Source organism: Streptomyces sp. S.PNR 29, assembly GCF_030386795.1.
Lineage (GTDB): Bacteria > Actinomycetota > Actinomycetes > Streptomycetales > Streptomycetaceae > Streptomyces.
Genome location: NZ_JANUQM010000011.1, coordinates 25,228 through 39,884 on the forward strand (window position 1 = coordinate 25,228; position 14,657 = coordinate 39,884).

Genomic DNA, 14,657 nt, shown 5'->3' on the forward strand with positions numbered 1-14,657 from the left:
GCAGTGATCACCCCCCTTGTCGAGGCGCGGGGCGTCGTCAAGCGGTACGGCCCCACCACCGCCCTCCAGGACGGCCGGCTCACCGTGCTGCCGGGCGAGTCCCACGCCCTCGTCGGCCGCAACGGCGCCGGCAAGTCCACGCTGGTCACGCTCCTCACCGGCCTCCAGGCCCCCGACGAGGGCACCGTCCACTTCGACGGCGAACCCGCGCCCCCGCTCAGCGACCGGGACGCCTGGCGCCGCAAGGTCGCCTGCGTGTACCAGAAGCCGACGGTCGTCCCGGAGCTGACCGTCGCCGAGAACCTGTTCATCAACCGTCAGCCGCTCGAACGAGGGTTCATCAGCTGGCGCAGGCTGAAGGCGGAAGCCGCCGAGCTGCTCGACACCTGGGACGTGCACGTCGACCCCGAGGCGCGCACCGCCGACCTCAAGGTCGAGGACCGGCAGATGGTCGAGATCGCCCGGGCGCTGAGCTTCGGCGCCCGGTTCATCATCCTCGACGAACCCACCGCCCAGCTCGACAACCGCGAGATCGAGCGTCTCTTCACCCGTATGCGGGCCCTGCAGGAGTCCGGGGTCACCTTCCTGTTCATCTCGCACCACCTCCAGGAGGTGTACGAGGTCTGCCAGACCGTCACCGTCCTGAGGGACGCCCGCTGGATCACCACGGCCCCCGTCGCCGATCTGCCGAGATCGGCGCTGGTGGAAGCCATGGCGGGGGAGGCGATGGCGGAACAGGCGGTGCTGAACCGGGAGGTTCACGACCGGGCACCCGTCGTCCTCGACGTGCGCGGTCTGACCTCCGAGGTGTACCAGGACATCGACCTCACCGTCCGCCGCGGCGAGGTCGTCGGGCTCGCCGGATCCAGCGCCAGCGGCAAGATCGAGCTCGCCGAATCCCTCGCCGGCCTGCACACCCCGACCCACGGGACCGCCCGGCTCGACGGTGAGCGGCTCCCGTTCGGCGATGTGCGGGCGGCCCTCGACGCCGGCGTCGGCTGCGTGCCCCGCGACCGGCACGACCAGGGGCTGGTCGCCGGGATGACCGTCGGCGACAACGCCACCCTGAGCGTCCTCGACCGGCTCGGCCGCTTCGGCTTCGTCGGCACCGACAGCAGACGCCACGTCGCCGCCGAGCTGATCGAACGTCTCGACATCCATACCGAGGGCCCCGAGCAGCCCGTCTCCGACCTGTCGGGCGGCAATGCGCAGAAGGTCGTCATGGCCCGTGCCCTCGCCACCGACCCACGGCTGCTGGTGCTGATCAACCCCACCGCGGGCGTCGACGTGAAGTCCAAGGAGTCCCTGCTCGCCCGCGTCGACAGTGCCCGCGAGGACGGCACCGCCGTGCTCGTCGTCTCCGACGAACTCGCCGACCTCAGGCGCTGCGACCGCGTCCTCGTCCTCTTCCACGGCCGTGTCGTCGCCGAGCACCCGGCGGGCTGGCGCGACCACGAGCTGATCGCCTCCATCGAAGGAGTGGACCATGGCGAAGGAGTGGACCATGGCTGACACCAAGGCGGCCCAGCCGCTGGCGCCGCCCCATGTCCCCGCCGCGCGGTCGGCGCGGACCGTGCTGCTGCGCCGTACCCGCGAACTCGCCCTCCTGCCCGCCCTGCTGCTGCTCATGGTGCTCGGCATGGTGGTCAACGACTCGTTCCTCACCGAGCGGAACATCGTCTCGATCCTCGGCGCCTCCGCCGCGCTGGCGATGGTGGTGCTGGCCGAGTCGCTGGTGCTGATCACCGGCAAGTTCGACCTGTCCCTCGAATCGGTCGTCGGTATCGCGCCCGCCGCGGGGGCGCTGCTCGTGCTGCCCGCCGCCCAGTCCGGCTGGGGGACGGAACTCCCCGCCGCGCTCGCCCTGTTCGCGATCCTCCTCGTCGGCGCGGCCGTCGGCGCCTTCAACGGCATCCTGGTCGTGAAGTTCAGGCTGAACGCGTTCATCGTGACGCTCGCGATGCTGATCGTCCTGCGCGGGCTGCTCGTCGGCGCCACCAAGGGCAAGACGCTGTTCGGCATGCCCGACAGCTTCTACTCCCTGGCGACCACCACCTTCCTCTCCGCCCCGCTGTCGGTGTGGCTCGCCGCGATCGCCTTCGCCGTCGCCGGACTGGTGCTGAAGTACCACCGCGTCGGACGTGCCCTGTACGCCATCGGCGGCAACGCGGACGCGGCCCGCGCGGCCGGGATCCGCGTCGAGCGGGTCATGCTCGGCGTGTTCGTCGTCGCCGGGGTCCTCGCCGCGGTCGGCGGGATCATGCAGACCGGGTACGTCGGCGCGATCAGCGCCAACCAGGGCCAGAACATGATCTTCACCGTGTTCGCGGCCGCGGTGATCGGCGGCATCAGCCTCGACGGCGGCAAGGGCTCCATGTTCGGCGCCCTGACCGGCGTACTCCTTCTGGGTGTCGTGCAGAACCTGCTCACCCTCGCCCAGGTGCCGTCCTTCTGGATCCAGGCCATCTACGGCGGCATCATCCTGGTCGCCCTCATGATCGCCCGCGTGACCACGGGCCGCGCCCAGGACTGACCCCGCCCCGACCCGTAACCGACCCGAAAGGCCCCCCGTGTCCCCGAGCCCCGGCCCCTCTTGTCGCATCTCCGCGCTCGACACCCACGACATCCGTTTCCCCACCTCGCGCGAGCTCGACGGCTCCGACGCGATGAATCCGGACCCCGACTACTCCGCCGCGTACGTCGTGCTGCGTACCGACGCGGAGGACAGCCCGGAGGGGCACGGCTTCACCTTCACCATCGGGCGGGGCAACGAGGTCCAGGTCGCCGCGATCCACGCGCTGCGCCACCACGTGGTGGGACGGTCCGTCGAGGAGCTGTGCGCCGACCCGGGATCGCTGTTCCGGGACATGATCGGGGACAGCCAGCTGCGCTGGCTCGGGCCCGAGAAAGGTGTGATGCACATGGCGATCGGGGCCGTGACCAACGCCGTGTGGGACCTGGCGGCCAAGCGCGCGAAGAAGCCGCTGTGGCGGCTGCTCGCCGAGGCCGAGCCCGAGTGGCTGGTCGGCCAGGTCGACTTCCGCTACCTCACCGACGCCCTCACGCCCGAGGAGGCGCTGGCGATCCTGCGCCGGGGGCGGGACGGCGCCCCCGAGCGCGTCGAGGCACTGCTCGCCAAGGGGTACCCCGCCTACACCACGTCCGCCGGCTGGCTCGGTTACGGCGACGACAAGCTCGCCCGGCTCGCCACCCAGGCCGTCGCCGACGGCTTCCGGCAGATCAAGCTCAAGGTCGGCGCGGACCTGGAGGACGACATCCGGCGCTGCCGGGTCGCCAGATCCGTCGTCGGACCGGACGTGCGCATGGCGATCGACGCCAACCAGCGCTGGGACGTCGACGAGGCGATCCGCTGGACCAAGGCCCTCGCCGAGTTCGACCCCTACTGGATCGAGGAACCCACCAGCCCCGACGACGTCCTCGGCCACGCGGCGATCCGCAGGGCCGTGGCCCCGGTGAAAGTGGCCACCGGCGAGCACATCCAGAACCGGATCGTCTTCAAGCAGCTCCTCCAGGCCGGCGCCCTCGACTTCGTCCAGATCGACGCGGCCCGCGTCGGCGGAGTCAACGAGAACCTCGCCATCCTGCTGCTCGCCGCCAAGTTCGGCGTGCCGGTGTGCCCGCACGCGGGCGGTGTCGGCCTGTGCGAACTCGTCCAGCACCTGTCGATGTTCGACTACGTGGCCGTCACCGGCACCACCGAGGACCGGGTCATCGAGTACGTCGACCATCTGCACGACCACTTCCTCGACCCGGTGGTGATCCGCGAGGGCCACTACACGGCACCCACCGCGCCGGGCTTCTCGGCCGCCATGCGGCCCGAGTCGATCGCGCGGTACACCTACCCCGGCGGTACGTTCTGGGCCGCCGACCTCGACAGGACGAAGGAAGGACAGGCGGCATGAGCGACTTCGAGGGCCTGAAGGCCCTGGTGACGGGCGGGGCGTCCGGCATCGGCCGGGCCACCGCGGAGCTCCTGGCCGAGCGCGGCGCCCAGGTCGCCGTCCTCGACCTGGACCCGTCGCCGGTCGAGAAACCCCTGCTCGCCTACCGCGCCGACGTCACCGACGACCCGTCCGTCCGGGAGGCGGTGGCGGCCGCCGTCGCCGACCTCGGCGGACTCGACGTACTGATCAACAACGCGGGCATCGGAGCCCAGGGCACCGTCGAGGACAACCCCGACGACGAGTGGCACCGGGTCTACGACGTCAACGTCGTCGGCATGGTCCGAACGGCCCGCGCCTGCCTGCCGCACCTGCGGGCCTCCCGGCACGCGGCGATCGTCAACACCTGCTCCATCGCGGCCACCGCGGGCCTGCCGCAGCGCGCCCTGTACAGCGCCACCAAGGGCGCCGTGTACTCCCTCACCCTCGCCATGGCCGCCGACCACGTCCGTGAGGGCATCCGCGTCAACTGCGTCAACCCCGGCACGGTCGACACCCCGTGGGTGGGCCGGCTGCTCGACGCGGCCGCCGACCCCGCCGCCGAGCGCGCCGCCCTGGAGGCCCGCCAGCCCACCGGCCGCCTGGTCGGCCCCGCCGAGGTCGCGGGCGCCATCGCCTACCTGGCGAGCCCCCTGTCCGGCGCCACCACCGGAACCGCCCTCGCCGTCGACGGCGGCATGCAGGGCCTGCGACTGCGGCCGGTCGACCGGTGAACCGGCTCGGGAGAAGCGGCGTCGAGGTCAGCCCCCTGGGCTTCGGCGCCGCCGCCATCGCCAACCTGTACAGCGAGGTCACCGAGGAGCAGGCGCACGAGGCCGTGGCCGCCGCCTGGCAGCGCGGCATCCGTTACTTCGACACCGCCCCGCACTACGGCCTCGGCCTGTCCGAACGCCGCCTGGGCGCCGCCCTGCGCGAGCACCCCCGCACGGCGTACACGATCTCCACCAAGGTGGGCCGCCGCCTGGAGCCCGCACAGGACGGCGGCGACGACCTCGCGGACGGCTTCGCCGTGCCCGCCACACACCGCCGCGTGTGGGACTTCAGCGCCGACGGCATACGCCGCACCCTGGAGTCCAGCCTGGAGCGTCTCGGCCTGGACCGCGTGGACGTCGTCTACCTCCACGACCCCGACGACCACGCCGAACAGGCCTTCCGGGAGGGCTACCCGGCCCTGGAGCAGCTGCGCTCCGAGGGCGTGGTCGGCGCGATCGGCGCGGGCATGAACCAGGCCGAGATGCTCACCCGCTTCGTCCGCGACACCGACGTCGACGTGGTGCTGTGCGCGGGCCGCTACACACTCCTCGACCAGGGGGCCCTCGTCGAACTGCTGCCCGCCGCGGAGGAACGCGGCACGTCCGTCGTCATCGGAGGCGCCTTCAACTCCGGCCTGCTGGCGGACCCGAAACCGGGAGCGACGTACAACTACACGGCGGCCCCCGCCGAGCTGCTCGACCGAGCCCTGCGCCTGAAGTCCGTCGCCGTCCGGCACGGCACCACCCTGCGCGCCGCCGCCCTGGCCTTCTGCGCCGCGCACCCGGCCGTCGCCTGCGTGCTGGTCGGCGCCCGGTCGGCGCACGAAGTCCGGGACTGCGCCCACCAGTTCACGGCGCCCGTGCCCACCGCCTTCTGGCAGGAGCTGCGCGCCACCGGCCTCCTGCCCGCCGACGCCCCCGTGCCCGCCGACCAGCCGTCCTGAGAGAGCCGCCATGAGAGTCGCCCTGCACACCAAGGTCCGCGCCGACCGCATCGCCGAGTACGAGGCCGCCCACCGCGAGGTCCCCGAGGAACTCACCGACGCCATCCGCGCCGCCGGCGCCACCTCCTGGACCATCTGGCGCAGCGGCACCGACCTCTTCCACGTCCTGGAGTGCGAGGACTACGCCCGCCTCCTCGCCGAGCTGGAGAAACTGCCGGTCAACGTGGCCTGGCAGGCCCGTATGGCCGAGCTGCTGGACGTGGTGCACGACTACTCCGGCGAGGGCGCCGACGCCGGCCTGCCCGTCGTGTGGGAGCTGCCGTGACCGTCGACGCGCACCACCACGTGTGGGAGCTGTCGGTCCGGGACCAGGACTGGATCACCGGACCCGAACTGAAGCCCCTGCGGCGTGACTTCACGATGAAGGACCTCGAACCCGAGGCCCGCGCCGCCGGGGTCGACCGCACCGTCCTCGTCCAGACGATCACCGTCCCCGAGGAGACCCCGGAGTTCCTCGCCCTGGCCGACGCCCACGAGCTGATCGCGGGCGTCGTCGGCTGGACCGACCTGACCCGCCCGGACGTGGCCGAGGAGCTGGCCCGGCTGAGGGAACTCCCCGGCGGGCGGTACCTCAAGGGCATCCGCCACCAGGTCCAGGGCGAGCCCGACCCTGAGTGGCTGCTGCGTCCCGACGTACGGCGGGGCCTCGCCGCCGTCGCCGACGCCGGGCTGGTCTACGACCTGGTGGTGCTGCCCCACCAGCTGCCCGCCTGTATCAAGGCGGCGGCCCTGCTGCCCGGCCTCACCTTCGTCCTCGACCACGCGGGCAAGCCCCCCATCGCCTCCGGGGAGCTCGACCCCTGGGCCTCGGACATCCGTGCCCTCGCCGCACTCCCCAACACGGTCTGCAAGCTCTCCGGTCTGGTCACCGAGGCCGACCTCGCCTCCTGGACCCCCGACGACCTGCGCCCGTACGCCGACGTAGTGCTGGACGCCTTCGGCCCTGACCGGCTGATGTTCGGCTCGGACTGGCCGGTCTGCACGCTGGGCGCGTCGTACGGTGAAGTGCTCGGCCTCGCGGAGCAGTTGACGGGACAGGTGACGAGCGCACACGAACGCACGCAGATCTTCGAGACCACCGCCGGCCGCGTCTACGACCTCTGAGCCACCCCCGCCAGCCGGGTCGGCGGCAGGTACTCCCGCACATACGTCCGTTCCCAGCACGCGCCCGTCTCCCGCAGCTCGCGCCAGGTCGTGTAGCGGTAGCGGAACAGGCGGGCGCGGATGTACCGGGGCGGTGCGTCGGGCGGGAAGGGAGAGCGGCGCAGCAGCCTCAGCGTGTCGCGGTCGTTCTCCAGGAGCCGTTCCACCAGGGCGCCGAACCACTCCCCGGCGTACGCGGGCGACAGCGCGGCGAACCACATCAGCCAGTCGAGCCGCAGATGGTACGGCGCGAACTGGCGCGGCCAGCGCCGTGGATCCCCCGGCTTGCCCTTGAACTCGTACTCCCGCCACACGGAGTCCTCGCGCGGCACCTCGTCGGCGGTCCCCTCGATCACCACCTCGTACCGGACGCGGCTGACGCTGCCGAACGCCCCGTAGGTGTTGACCAGGTGGAGCGGGTCGAAGGAGCGGTTCATGACCTGGCGGCGGGAGATCATGTTGCGCACGGGCTGGTAGCTCAGGAACACCAGCAGCGCGGCGACCGCCAGGACCACGACCTCGTACCACAGCGGGGCGTCCGGCACCGACGGAGGATCGGCCGGGAACCGAACCGCCGACAGGGCCAGCACGATCGTGATCCAGTTCAGCCAGGAGAAGTTGCCCGACAGCACCAGCCACAGCTGGGTGACGATCATCAGTGCGGCCGCGGCCGTGGCGACGGGCTGCGGGGTGAACAGCAGGACCGGGACCACGAGCTGGGTGACGTGGTTCGCCGCCACCTCGACGCGGTGCAGGGGCTTCGGCAGATGGTGGAAGAACCAGCTCAGCGGGCCCGGCATCGGCTGCGTCTCATGGTGGTGGTCCAGGCAGGTCAGCTTGCGCCAGCACTCGTCGCCGCGCATCTTGATCAGTCCCGCGCCGAACTCCACGCGGAACAGGATCCAGCGCAGCAGGAACAGCACGACGATCGGCGGGGCCACCTCGTCGTTGCCGAGGAAGACCGCGAGGAACCCGACTTCCAGAAGGAGGGACTCCCACCCGAACGAGTACCAGGTCTGCCCTACGTTGACGATCGACAGGTACAGCGCCCACGGCACCAGCCACAGCAGCATCCCGCCCCACAGAGGCAGAAGCGAGTCCAGCCCCGCGACCAGTCCCGCCGACACCGCGCAGCCCATCCAGGCGCAGGCCGCGAAGAAGCGGTCCGAGCAGTGCAGCTGGAACAGGCTCGGCGCCCGCCTGAACGGCACCCGCTCCACGAAGCGGCGCACCGGCAGCATGCCGCGCTCCCCGATCAGCGCGCGGAACTGCAGGGCCGCCGTCAGGAAGGCGACCAGATACAGGCAGGCCAGAGCCCGCTGGAAGACCAGCCGGCTCAGCCAGTAGTCGGGTGCTGTGAACCACTCCACGGCTCTGTACGCCCCCCTTCTCCACGGCTGATGGCTGCGGTCGTTGTCGCTTCATCGTGCCCTTTCCTCAAGTTGCGACCCAAACACGCCTACGGCAGACAATGAGGGGCAATCGGCCGAGACGAGGTGGGGAGAACGACGTGCGAAGATCCACCGCCCCCTCCATCGCGGTGTGCGCGCTCGCGGCGGCACTCCTCCTCGCCGGCTGCGGCGGCAGCACCCACGGCGGCCGGCGCGCGGGCGGGGAGCTTGTCCTCCAGCCGGTCGCCGACCAGGGCCCGGACCCCTTCACGGACTCCACGGCCACCTCGACGGCTACCCCGCCACCGGCCACCCGAACGCAGCAGTCCGCCCCCGCCGCCGGCGAGTCCGCGGCCCTGAGCGTGCTGCGGTCCCTCTCCGGCGGAACGCCCGGCCTGTACGGAGGTACCGAGCGGGTCGGCAGCTGCGACGTCGAACGGCAGATCGGCCAGCTGACCGCGGACCGGCGCAAGGCCCGCGCCTTCGCCCGGGTCGCGGGTGTCTCCCCGGACTCGCTCCCGGACCACCTGCGTGCCCTGACCCCGGTCGTGCTGCGCAACGACACCCGCGTCACCAACCACGCGTTCCGGGACGGGCGGGCCACCGGCTACCAGTCCGTCCTGCAGGCGGGCACCGCCGTCCTCGTCGACAACCGGGGCGTGCCCCGCGTCCGCTGCGCCTGCGGCAACCCCCTGAAGCCGCCGGTGGAGACGAAGGACGACGGGGGCACCCGCGGCCGCCCCTGGCCCGGCTACCGGCCCGGCGAGGTGATCGTGGTGACCCCCGCACCGGAGGTGATCACCAGTCTGACCATCGTCAACGCGGTCAACAAGAACTGGATCGAGCGGCGCACCGGCCATGACGCCCACCACGACTACGTCGTCCCCCCGCCGGTGTGGGCGACCGGCTCGCTGAGTTGAAGAAAGTAAAGAAAGACAGAAGACAGGTAAAGAGTGACGCAAAGGCCGAGGAGAAGCTGAAGAGAAGGCACCGGAGAAGTCGAAGAATCGGGCGAATCCTGGCAAGGTGGGCCCATGGCTGATCGGGGAGCGAGCGCCTTGTCTCTCCCGGATGACTGGCCCGCCCACCCGGATCCGATCCTGGCGCTCAACCGCATGGGCAGCTTCGACTGGGACCTGGACACCGGTCTGATCCACATGGACGCCCAGGCCCACGAGGTCTTCGAGATGCGCCCCGACGAATTCGACGGGCACCCCGAGACCCTGTCCGTCCGCTTCCCGGCCGCGGAGGCGTACCGGCTCGACGCCCTCGTCGCCCAGGCCATGAAGGACGGCAGCGAGAACTACGGCACCTACTTCCGCATGCGCTGCCGCGACGGCACGCTGCGCTGGACCCACACCCAGGGCTACATCCGGCGGGACGAGACGGGACGCCCCCGCCGGATCATCGGCATCGTCCGCGATGCCACCCAGGAACTCGGCGAGATAGCCGCGCGCCGCGACCAGGCCGCCCAGGACGAGGCCCGTCGCCGGCAGACCAACGTCGTCCAGCTCACCACGGCCGCCCTCGCCCACGCCCGCACCGTGGACGACGTCATCGACGTCCTCAAGGACACCCACGGCCTCACCCGCCTGGGCGCCACCAGCCTCGTCATGGGCCTGGTCGAGGCGGGCCGTATCCGGCTGGTCGCCGACGGCCCCGACGGCGCCTTCGTCCCCGGAACCCGCGTCACCCGGATCGACGAGCCCTACCCGATGAGCGAGGTCGTACGGACCCTCAGCCCCCGCTTCATCGAGTCGCCGGAGGAGTTCGCCGAGTGCTATCCCATCCTCTGGCCGCACATCACCGGCCTGAACATCACCTCCGCCGCCTATCTGCCGCTGATCGCCCAGGCCCGGCCGATCGGCGCGATGGGCCTGCTCTACAGCGACCGGCGCGGATTCTCGCCGGAGGACCGCAACGTGCTCCTCGCGCTCGGCAGCAGCATCGCGCAGAGCCTGCAGCGGGCCATGCTCTACGAACAGGAGATGGACCTCGCCCAGGGGCTGCAGCAGGCCATGCTGCCGCGCAGCATTCCCAGCGTGCCCGGCGCCGACGTCGCCGTCCGCTACCGCGCCGCCTCCATCGGGGGCGCCGGCCGGGACATCGGCGGCGACTGGTACGACCTGATCCCGCTGCCCGGGGGCCGCGTCGGCGCCGTCATCGGCGACGTCCAGGGCCATGACACGCACGCCGCCGCCGTCATGGGCCAGCTGCGCATCGTGCTGCGCGCCTACGCCGCCGAAGGGCATCCCCCGGCCACCGTGATGGCCCGCGCCTCCGTCTTCCTCCACGAACTCGACACCGACCGCTTCGCGACCTGTCTGTACGCGGAGGCCGACCTCGCCACCGGCGTGGTCCAGGTGGTCCGGGCCGGCCACATCGACCCGCTCGTGCGGGAGACCGACGGCACCTGCCGGCGGGTGCCCGTCGAGGGCGGGCTGCCGCTCGGCCTGTCCGCCGAGTTCGGCCGCCTCGCCTACCCGGTCGGCACCCTTGAGCTCTTCCCCGGCCAGACCCTGCTGCTGTGCACCGACGGCCTGGTCGAGCAGCCCGGCGCCGACCTCGACGACGGCATGAAGACCCTGACAGCGCTCATCGCCGCCGGTCCCGACGATGTACGGGACCTCGCCGACTGCCTGATCGACGTGGCCGACGAGCGCGGCGGCGACGACGACGTGGCGCTGCTCCTGCTGCGCCGCCGCGGCCTGGACCTCCCGCAGTCCGGTGGGCGGCTCCAGCAGCACGTGGCGCCCGGTGACGCCGAGGCCCTCGCCGAAGCCCGGCACATGATCCGCGCAGCGGTCCGCGCCTGGGGCGCCGAGGGCCTCGCCGACGAGCTGGAGCTGGTCGCCGACGAGCTGATCACCAATGCCCTCATGCACACCGAGGGCTCCGCCGTCGTCACTCTCAGGGTCCTCACCGGCAGCGACCGCCGGCTGCGCGTCGAGGTCGAGGACTCCTCCAGTGCCCTGCCGCGCCGCCGCGACGCGGGGGAGTGCGGGGTGTCCGGGCGGGGCCTGCTCGTGGTCGAGCTGCTCTCGGACGTGTGGGGCGTGGAGGCGCGGGGCGGCGGCAAGTGCGTGTGGGCCGAGTTCGTGGTGCCGGAGCGCGGCTGACCTCACCTCACCGGCCTGACGGTGGCACTCTGGACCCATGCCGGAACTCCCCGAGGTCGAGGCGCTCAAGGACTTCCTGGCCGAGCACCTCGTCGGCCACGAGATCGTCCGGGTGCTGCCCGTGGCGATCAGCGTCCTGAAGACGTACGACCCTCCGCTCGCGGCCGTCGAGGGCCACGAGGTCACCGCCGTGCGCCGGTACGGCAAGTTCCTCGACCTGGAGACGGACGGCGGCCCCCACCTGGTGACCCACCTGGCCCGCGCGGGCTGGCTGCAGTGGAAGGACCGCCTGCCCGACGGCCCGCCCCGCCCCGGCAAGGGCCCTCTCGCGCTCCGCGTGGCCCTGGAGACCGGCGAGGGCTTCGACCTGACCGAGGCGGGCACCCAGAAGCGGCTCGCCGTCCATGTCGTCCATGACCCGCGGGAGGTGCCGGGTGTCTCCCGCCTCGGCCCGGACCCGCTCGCCGACGACTTCGACGAGGCGCGGTTCGCCGGACTCCTGGCAGGCGAGCGGCGTCAGCTCAAGGGCGCCCTGCGTGATCAGTCCCTGATCGCGGGTGTGGGCAACGCGTACAGCGACGAGATCCTGCACGCGGCGAGGATGTCCCCCTTCAAGCTGGCCTCGTCGCTCACGCCGGAGGAGACGAGTCGCCTGTACGAGGCGCTGCGCAGCACGCTCACAGAAGCGGTCGAGCGCTCCCGGGGGCTGGCCGCCGGACGCCTGAAGGCCGAGAAGAAGAGCGGCCTGCGTGTCCACGGCCGCACCGGCGAGCCCTGCCCGGTCTGCGGCGACACCATCCGCGAGGTCTCCTTCAGCGACTCCGCCCTCCAGTACTGCCCGACCTGCCAGACGGGCGGCAAGCCACTGGCGGACCGACGGCTGTCCAGGCTGCTGAAGTGACCCACAGGGCCTAGCTGGGCGACTGCGCCCGCGGCCGGCCGTACGGGACGGGACGGCCCGTGAACGCGTCCAGCAGGACCCGGTCGCCGAGCGGGCGGTCCAGCTTCACGTCCACCTCCTGGCTGAGCAGCTGGGCGGTGCAGGGGCCGTCCTCGGTCCCGACGACGGAGGCGGAGAGCACCACGCTGCCGTCCGTCTCCAGCACGTCCACGGCGGGGCCGTCGTCGCAGGAACCGTGATGGGCCGCCACTGTGACGGTCCGGCCGCCGGCGGCCACCGCGACCAGGTGGTCGAGGTTCCAGAGCGCGTCGGAGGGGGCCTGCGCGGCCGGCCCGATCGGTGCCTCGGGAAGCTTCGACGGGCGGAGGGCGGCCCGCTTGAGCGGGGTGTCGTAGCCCTCCAGGGTGAACAGCCAGGCCGGGACCGTGGCCGGGCCGCGGCTGGTGGCCAGCGTCATCTCACCGAGCTCCGCCCCGGTCACGGTGAGGTGCGGTGCCTCGGCGCTGTTGCGGTCCAGCGTCTCGTACGCCTCGCGGGGCCCCATGAGCGGCAGCGTGAGCGAACCGCCGTCCTGCCACCTCGCCTGCCCCTCCTTCCGCTCGGGTACGGGCAGGTCGCCGCGCAGGGCGAAGTTCTGGCTCGCGTAGGCCTGCTTGTCGGCCTCGTTGCGGAAGGCGTCCTCCGGCAGCTGGACCGCCTCGCCCATGGGGTAGTAGCCCTCGCGCCATGCCTCGGCGGCAGGCGAGCCGTCCCAGGCGTCGGCCACCTGCCGGGCGCGGTCCCCCGACCGCCCCTCCGGGCCGGCGTCGCGGACTTCTCGACCGCGCTCGCCGCCCTTCTCGGTGCCGCAGCCGGCGACAGCGCCGGCTCCGGCGGTGACCAGGGCGAGGGTGATGAGCAGACGGACGGTGGGTGTGGTGGTCGCACGCATGGGTCCCCCAGGGCGTCGGCGGTGACGAGTGGAAGCCGTACCGCTCCTTGGACGCCCGGGCCCCGTCCGGGGTTCACATCCTCATCCGCCCGGTGGCGCCTCCAGCGTCACCAGATGCTCCCCCTCCCTCGTGCGCACCTCGTACCGGAGTATCTGGTCGGTGTGCATGGTGGTGCCGCCCTGCATCATGTTGGGGCGGGCATCGTGATGGGGAACGTTCCAGCTGGTGACCGTCTCCTCCGAGCCGTCCCGGCCGATCACGACGAGGTGACAGGCGCGCGGTCCGGCTCCGTCCTTCACCTCCACGCGCACCTCGCTGCCCCAGTCCTCGTCCTCGGCCGTGACCCGCGCCCACACCCCGGACCGCTCGTCGGTGGCCGTGACCCGTACCGTCTGCTCGCCCTGACCCGACTGCTCCGCGAGGATCGCGGCCGTCGGCCCGGCCACGGCGAACACCACCGAGGCGGCCAGGGCGAACACCAGCCGCCTGCGCCCGGTCCGGTGCCGGGACGCCACCTCCGACAGCAACTGGTCCAGCATCCGCGGGCCGGGCTTGGCCATCGGGTGCACGAAGCGCGGCGTGGACCGCCGGTACAGCATCAACTGCCGCGTGGTGGCGCCGAATTCGGTCACCTGCGCGGCGCACCGAGGGCACTCCATGAGGTGGTCCTCGAAGCGGAAGGCTTCCGCCTCGTCCAGCACGCCGAGCGCGTAAGCGCCGACGTCGCGATGCCGTTCCAGGGACCTCATGCCGAATCCTCGTGCCGTCGAGTGCGGGTGGGGTTACTCCGTGCTCCCACCCGTACGCACCGGACAGGCGAATCACTCAAGGCAGTTGCAGAATCGCAACCAAGGGATTCGGAGCGGCCCGGCCCCCGGATTGGTCCCGGATCAAAAAAAGTCCGAGACGGAGAAGTCCGGTCCTAGAACAGGTGGATGGCGAGGTGGCCGAGGGGCAGCCCCAGTTGCCACGCCGGCGTCCACACCTTCGGTCCCTCGTCCTCCCCGACCACCGGGCCACCACCAGGGACGGCGTTCAGATCGGGCGCGAGCAGCTCGGTCTCCCGAAGCCAGCGCCAGGCCGCCTCCGCCAGCTCCAGGTCCGGTGCGCGCCGCCCGGAGCCGGCCGTCTCGGCGGTGATCTCGGCCATGCGTTCGCGCACCCACTCCTGCCACGGCTGGTCGTACGCCGTCAGCGAAAGCCAGGTCTCCAGCTGGGTGACCACCCGGATGCCCGAGAGCTCACCGTCGGTGTCCGAGAGGAAGATGGTCAGCGCCAGCGCCTCCCGCCCGGCACGGAACTCGAAGGACGTCGGCGGCATCAGATCGCCGGACCGCAGCAGCTCGTCGGCGATGTACTCGGCGTACAACCACGCCATGGGGACGGTCAGTTCACCGCCACCGGTGCCGTCCGTGCCCTCGTGACCTCTGTGCAGCATCCCTTCCTGCCTTCC

At 71.9% G+C, this 14,657-nt stretch carries 14 protein-coding genes; 10 read left to right on the forward strand and 4 right to left on the reverse strand.

The window, feature by feature from the left end; all coding sequences use genetic code 11:
• Positions 1 to 3: 3 nt before the first annotated feature.
• From NW895_RS27260 to NW895_RS27290, 7 genes are read left to right on the forward strand one after another with little or no spacing between them, the layout of a single operon-like run.
• Positions 4 to 1,512, forward strand: coding sequence for a sugar ABC transporter ATP-binding protein (locus tag NW895_RS27260; RefSeq protein WP_289938777.1), 1,509 nt, complete (start codon positions 4 to 6; stop codon positions 1,510 to 1,512).
• Entirely contained in the window at positions 1,505 to 2,533 is a 1,029-nt protein-coding gene (locus NW895_RS27265; protein ID WP_289938778.1) for an ABC transporter permease, read from the forward strand. Before NW895_RS27260 ends, NW895_RS27265 begins: the two co-directional genes overlap by 8 nt.
• Before the next feature lie 37 nt (positions 2,534 to 2,570).
• On the forward strand, positions 2,571 to 3,923 hold the full coding sequence (locus NW895_RS27270; protein WP_289938779.1) for an L-fuconate dehydratase: 1,353 nt from the start codon (positions 2,571 to 2,573) through the stop codon (positions 3,921 to 3,923).
• The gene (locus NW895_RS27275) at positions 3,920 to 4,675 is read left to right on the forward strand and encodes an SDR family oxidoreductase (RefSeq protein WP_289938780.1); all 756 of its coding nucleotides are present in this window, start codon (positions 3,920 to 3,922) and stop codon (positions 4,673 to 4,675) included. Before NW895_RS27270 ends, NW895_RS27275 begins: the two co-directional genes overlap by 4 nt.
• On the forward strand, positions 4,672 to 5,658 hold the full coding sequence (locus NW895_RS27280) for an aldo/keto reductase (protein ID WP_289938781.1): 987 nt from the start codon (positions 4,672 to 4,674) through the stop codon (positions 5,656 to 5,658). The genes NW895_RS27275 and NW895_RS27280 overlap by 4 nt, the downstream gene beginning before the upstream one ends.
• A 10-nt stretch (positions 5,659 to 5,668) precedes the next feature.
• Entirely contained in the window at positions 5,669 to 5,983 is a 315-nt protein-coding gene (locus NW895_RS27285; RefSeq protein WP_289938782.1) for an L-rhamnose mutarotase, read from the forward strand.
• Positions 5,980 to 6,822, forward strand: a complete 843-nt coding sequence (locus NW895_RS27290) for an amidohydrolase family protein (RefSeq protein WP_289938784.1) — start codon at positions 5,980 to 5,982, stop codon at positions 6,820 to 6,822. The genes NW895_RS27285 and NW895_RS27290 overlap by 4 nt, the downstream gene beginning before the upstream one ends.
• On the opposite strand, the gene NW895_RS27295 is transcribed toward NW895_RS27290, so the two are convergent.
• Positions 6,810 to 8,231, reverse strand: coding sequence for a lipase maturation factor family protein (locus tag NW895_RS27295; protein WP_289938787.1), 1,422 nt, complete (start codon positions 8,229 to 8,231; stop codon positions 6,810 to 6,812). The two genes, NW895_RS27290 and NW895_RS27295, sit on opposite strands and share 13 nt — an antisense overlap.
• Positions 8,232 to 8,371: 140 nt before the next feature.
• On the opposite strand from NW895_RS27295, the gene NW895_RS27300 reads away from it, so the two are divergent.
• The 3 genes from NW895_RS27300 (at position 8,372) to NW895_RS27310 (ending at position 12,272) form a co-directional block, all read left to right on the forward strand.
• Positions 8,372 to 9,172, forward strand: coding sequence for a DUF6777 domain-containing protein (locus NW895_RS27300; RefSeq protein ID WP_354670110.1), 801 nt, complete (start codon positions 8,372 to 8,374; stop codon positions 9,170 to 9,172).
• 114 nt (positions 9,173 to 9,286) lie between these two features.
• Entirely contained in the window at positions 9,287 to 11,371 is a 2,085-nt protein-coding gene (locus NW895_RS27305; RefSeq protein ID WP_289938789.1) for a SpoIIE family protein phosphatase, read from the forward strand.
• Between the two features lie 37 nt (positions 11,372 to 11,408).
• Positions 11,409 to 12,272 carry a DNA-formamidopyrimidine glycosylase family protein gene (locus NW895_RS27310; RefSeq protein ID WP_289938790.1) on the forward strand — a complete coding sequence of 288 codons (864 nt, stop codon included), beginning with the start codon at positions 11,409 to 11,411 and terminating at the stop codon, positions 12,270 to 12,272.
• 10 nt (positions 12,273 to 12,282) lie between these two features.
• On the opposite strand, the gene NW895_RS27315 is transcribed toward NW895_RS27310, so the two are convergent.
• The 3 genes from NW895_RS27315 to NW895_RS27325 all read right to left on the reverse strand — a co-directional run bounded on the left by NW895_RS27315 (position 12,283) and on the right by NW895_RS27325 (position 14,642).
• Positions 12,283 to 13,203 carry a hypothetical protein gene (locus NW895_RS27315; RefSeq protein WP_289938791.1) on the reverse strand — a complete coding sequence of 307 codons (921 nt, stop codon included), beginning with the start codon at positions 13,201 to 13,203 and terminating at the stop codon, positions 12,283 to 12,285.
• An 81-nt stretch (positions 13,204 to 13,284) separates the two neighbouring features.
• Entirely contained in the window at positions 13,285 to 13,953 is a 669-nt protein-coding gene (locus NW895_RS27320; protein ID WP_289938792.1) for a zf-HC2 domain-containing protein, read from the reverse strand.
• A gap of 173 nt (positions 13,954 to 14,126) precedes the next feature.
• Entirely contained in the window at positions 14,127 to 14,642 is a 516-nt protein-coding gene (locus tag NW895_RS27325) for a hypothetical protein (RefSeq protein WP_289938793.1), read from the reverse strand.
• Positions 14,643 to 14,657 lie beyond the last annotated feature (15 nt).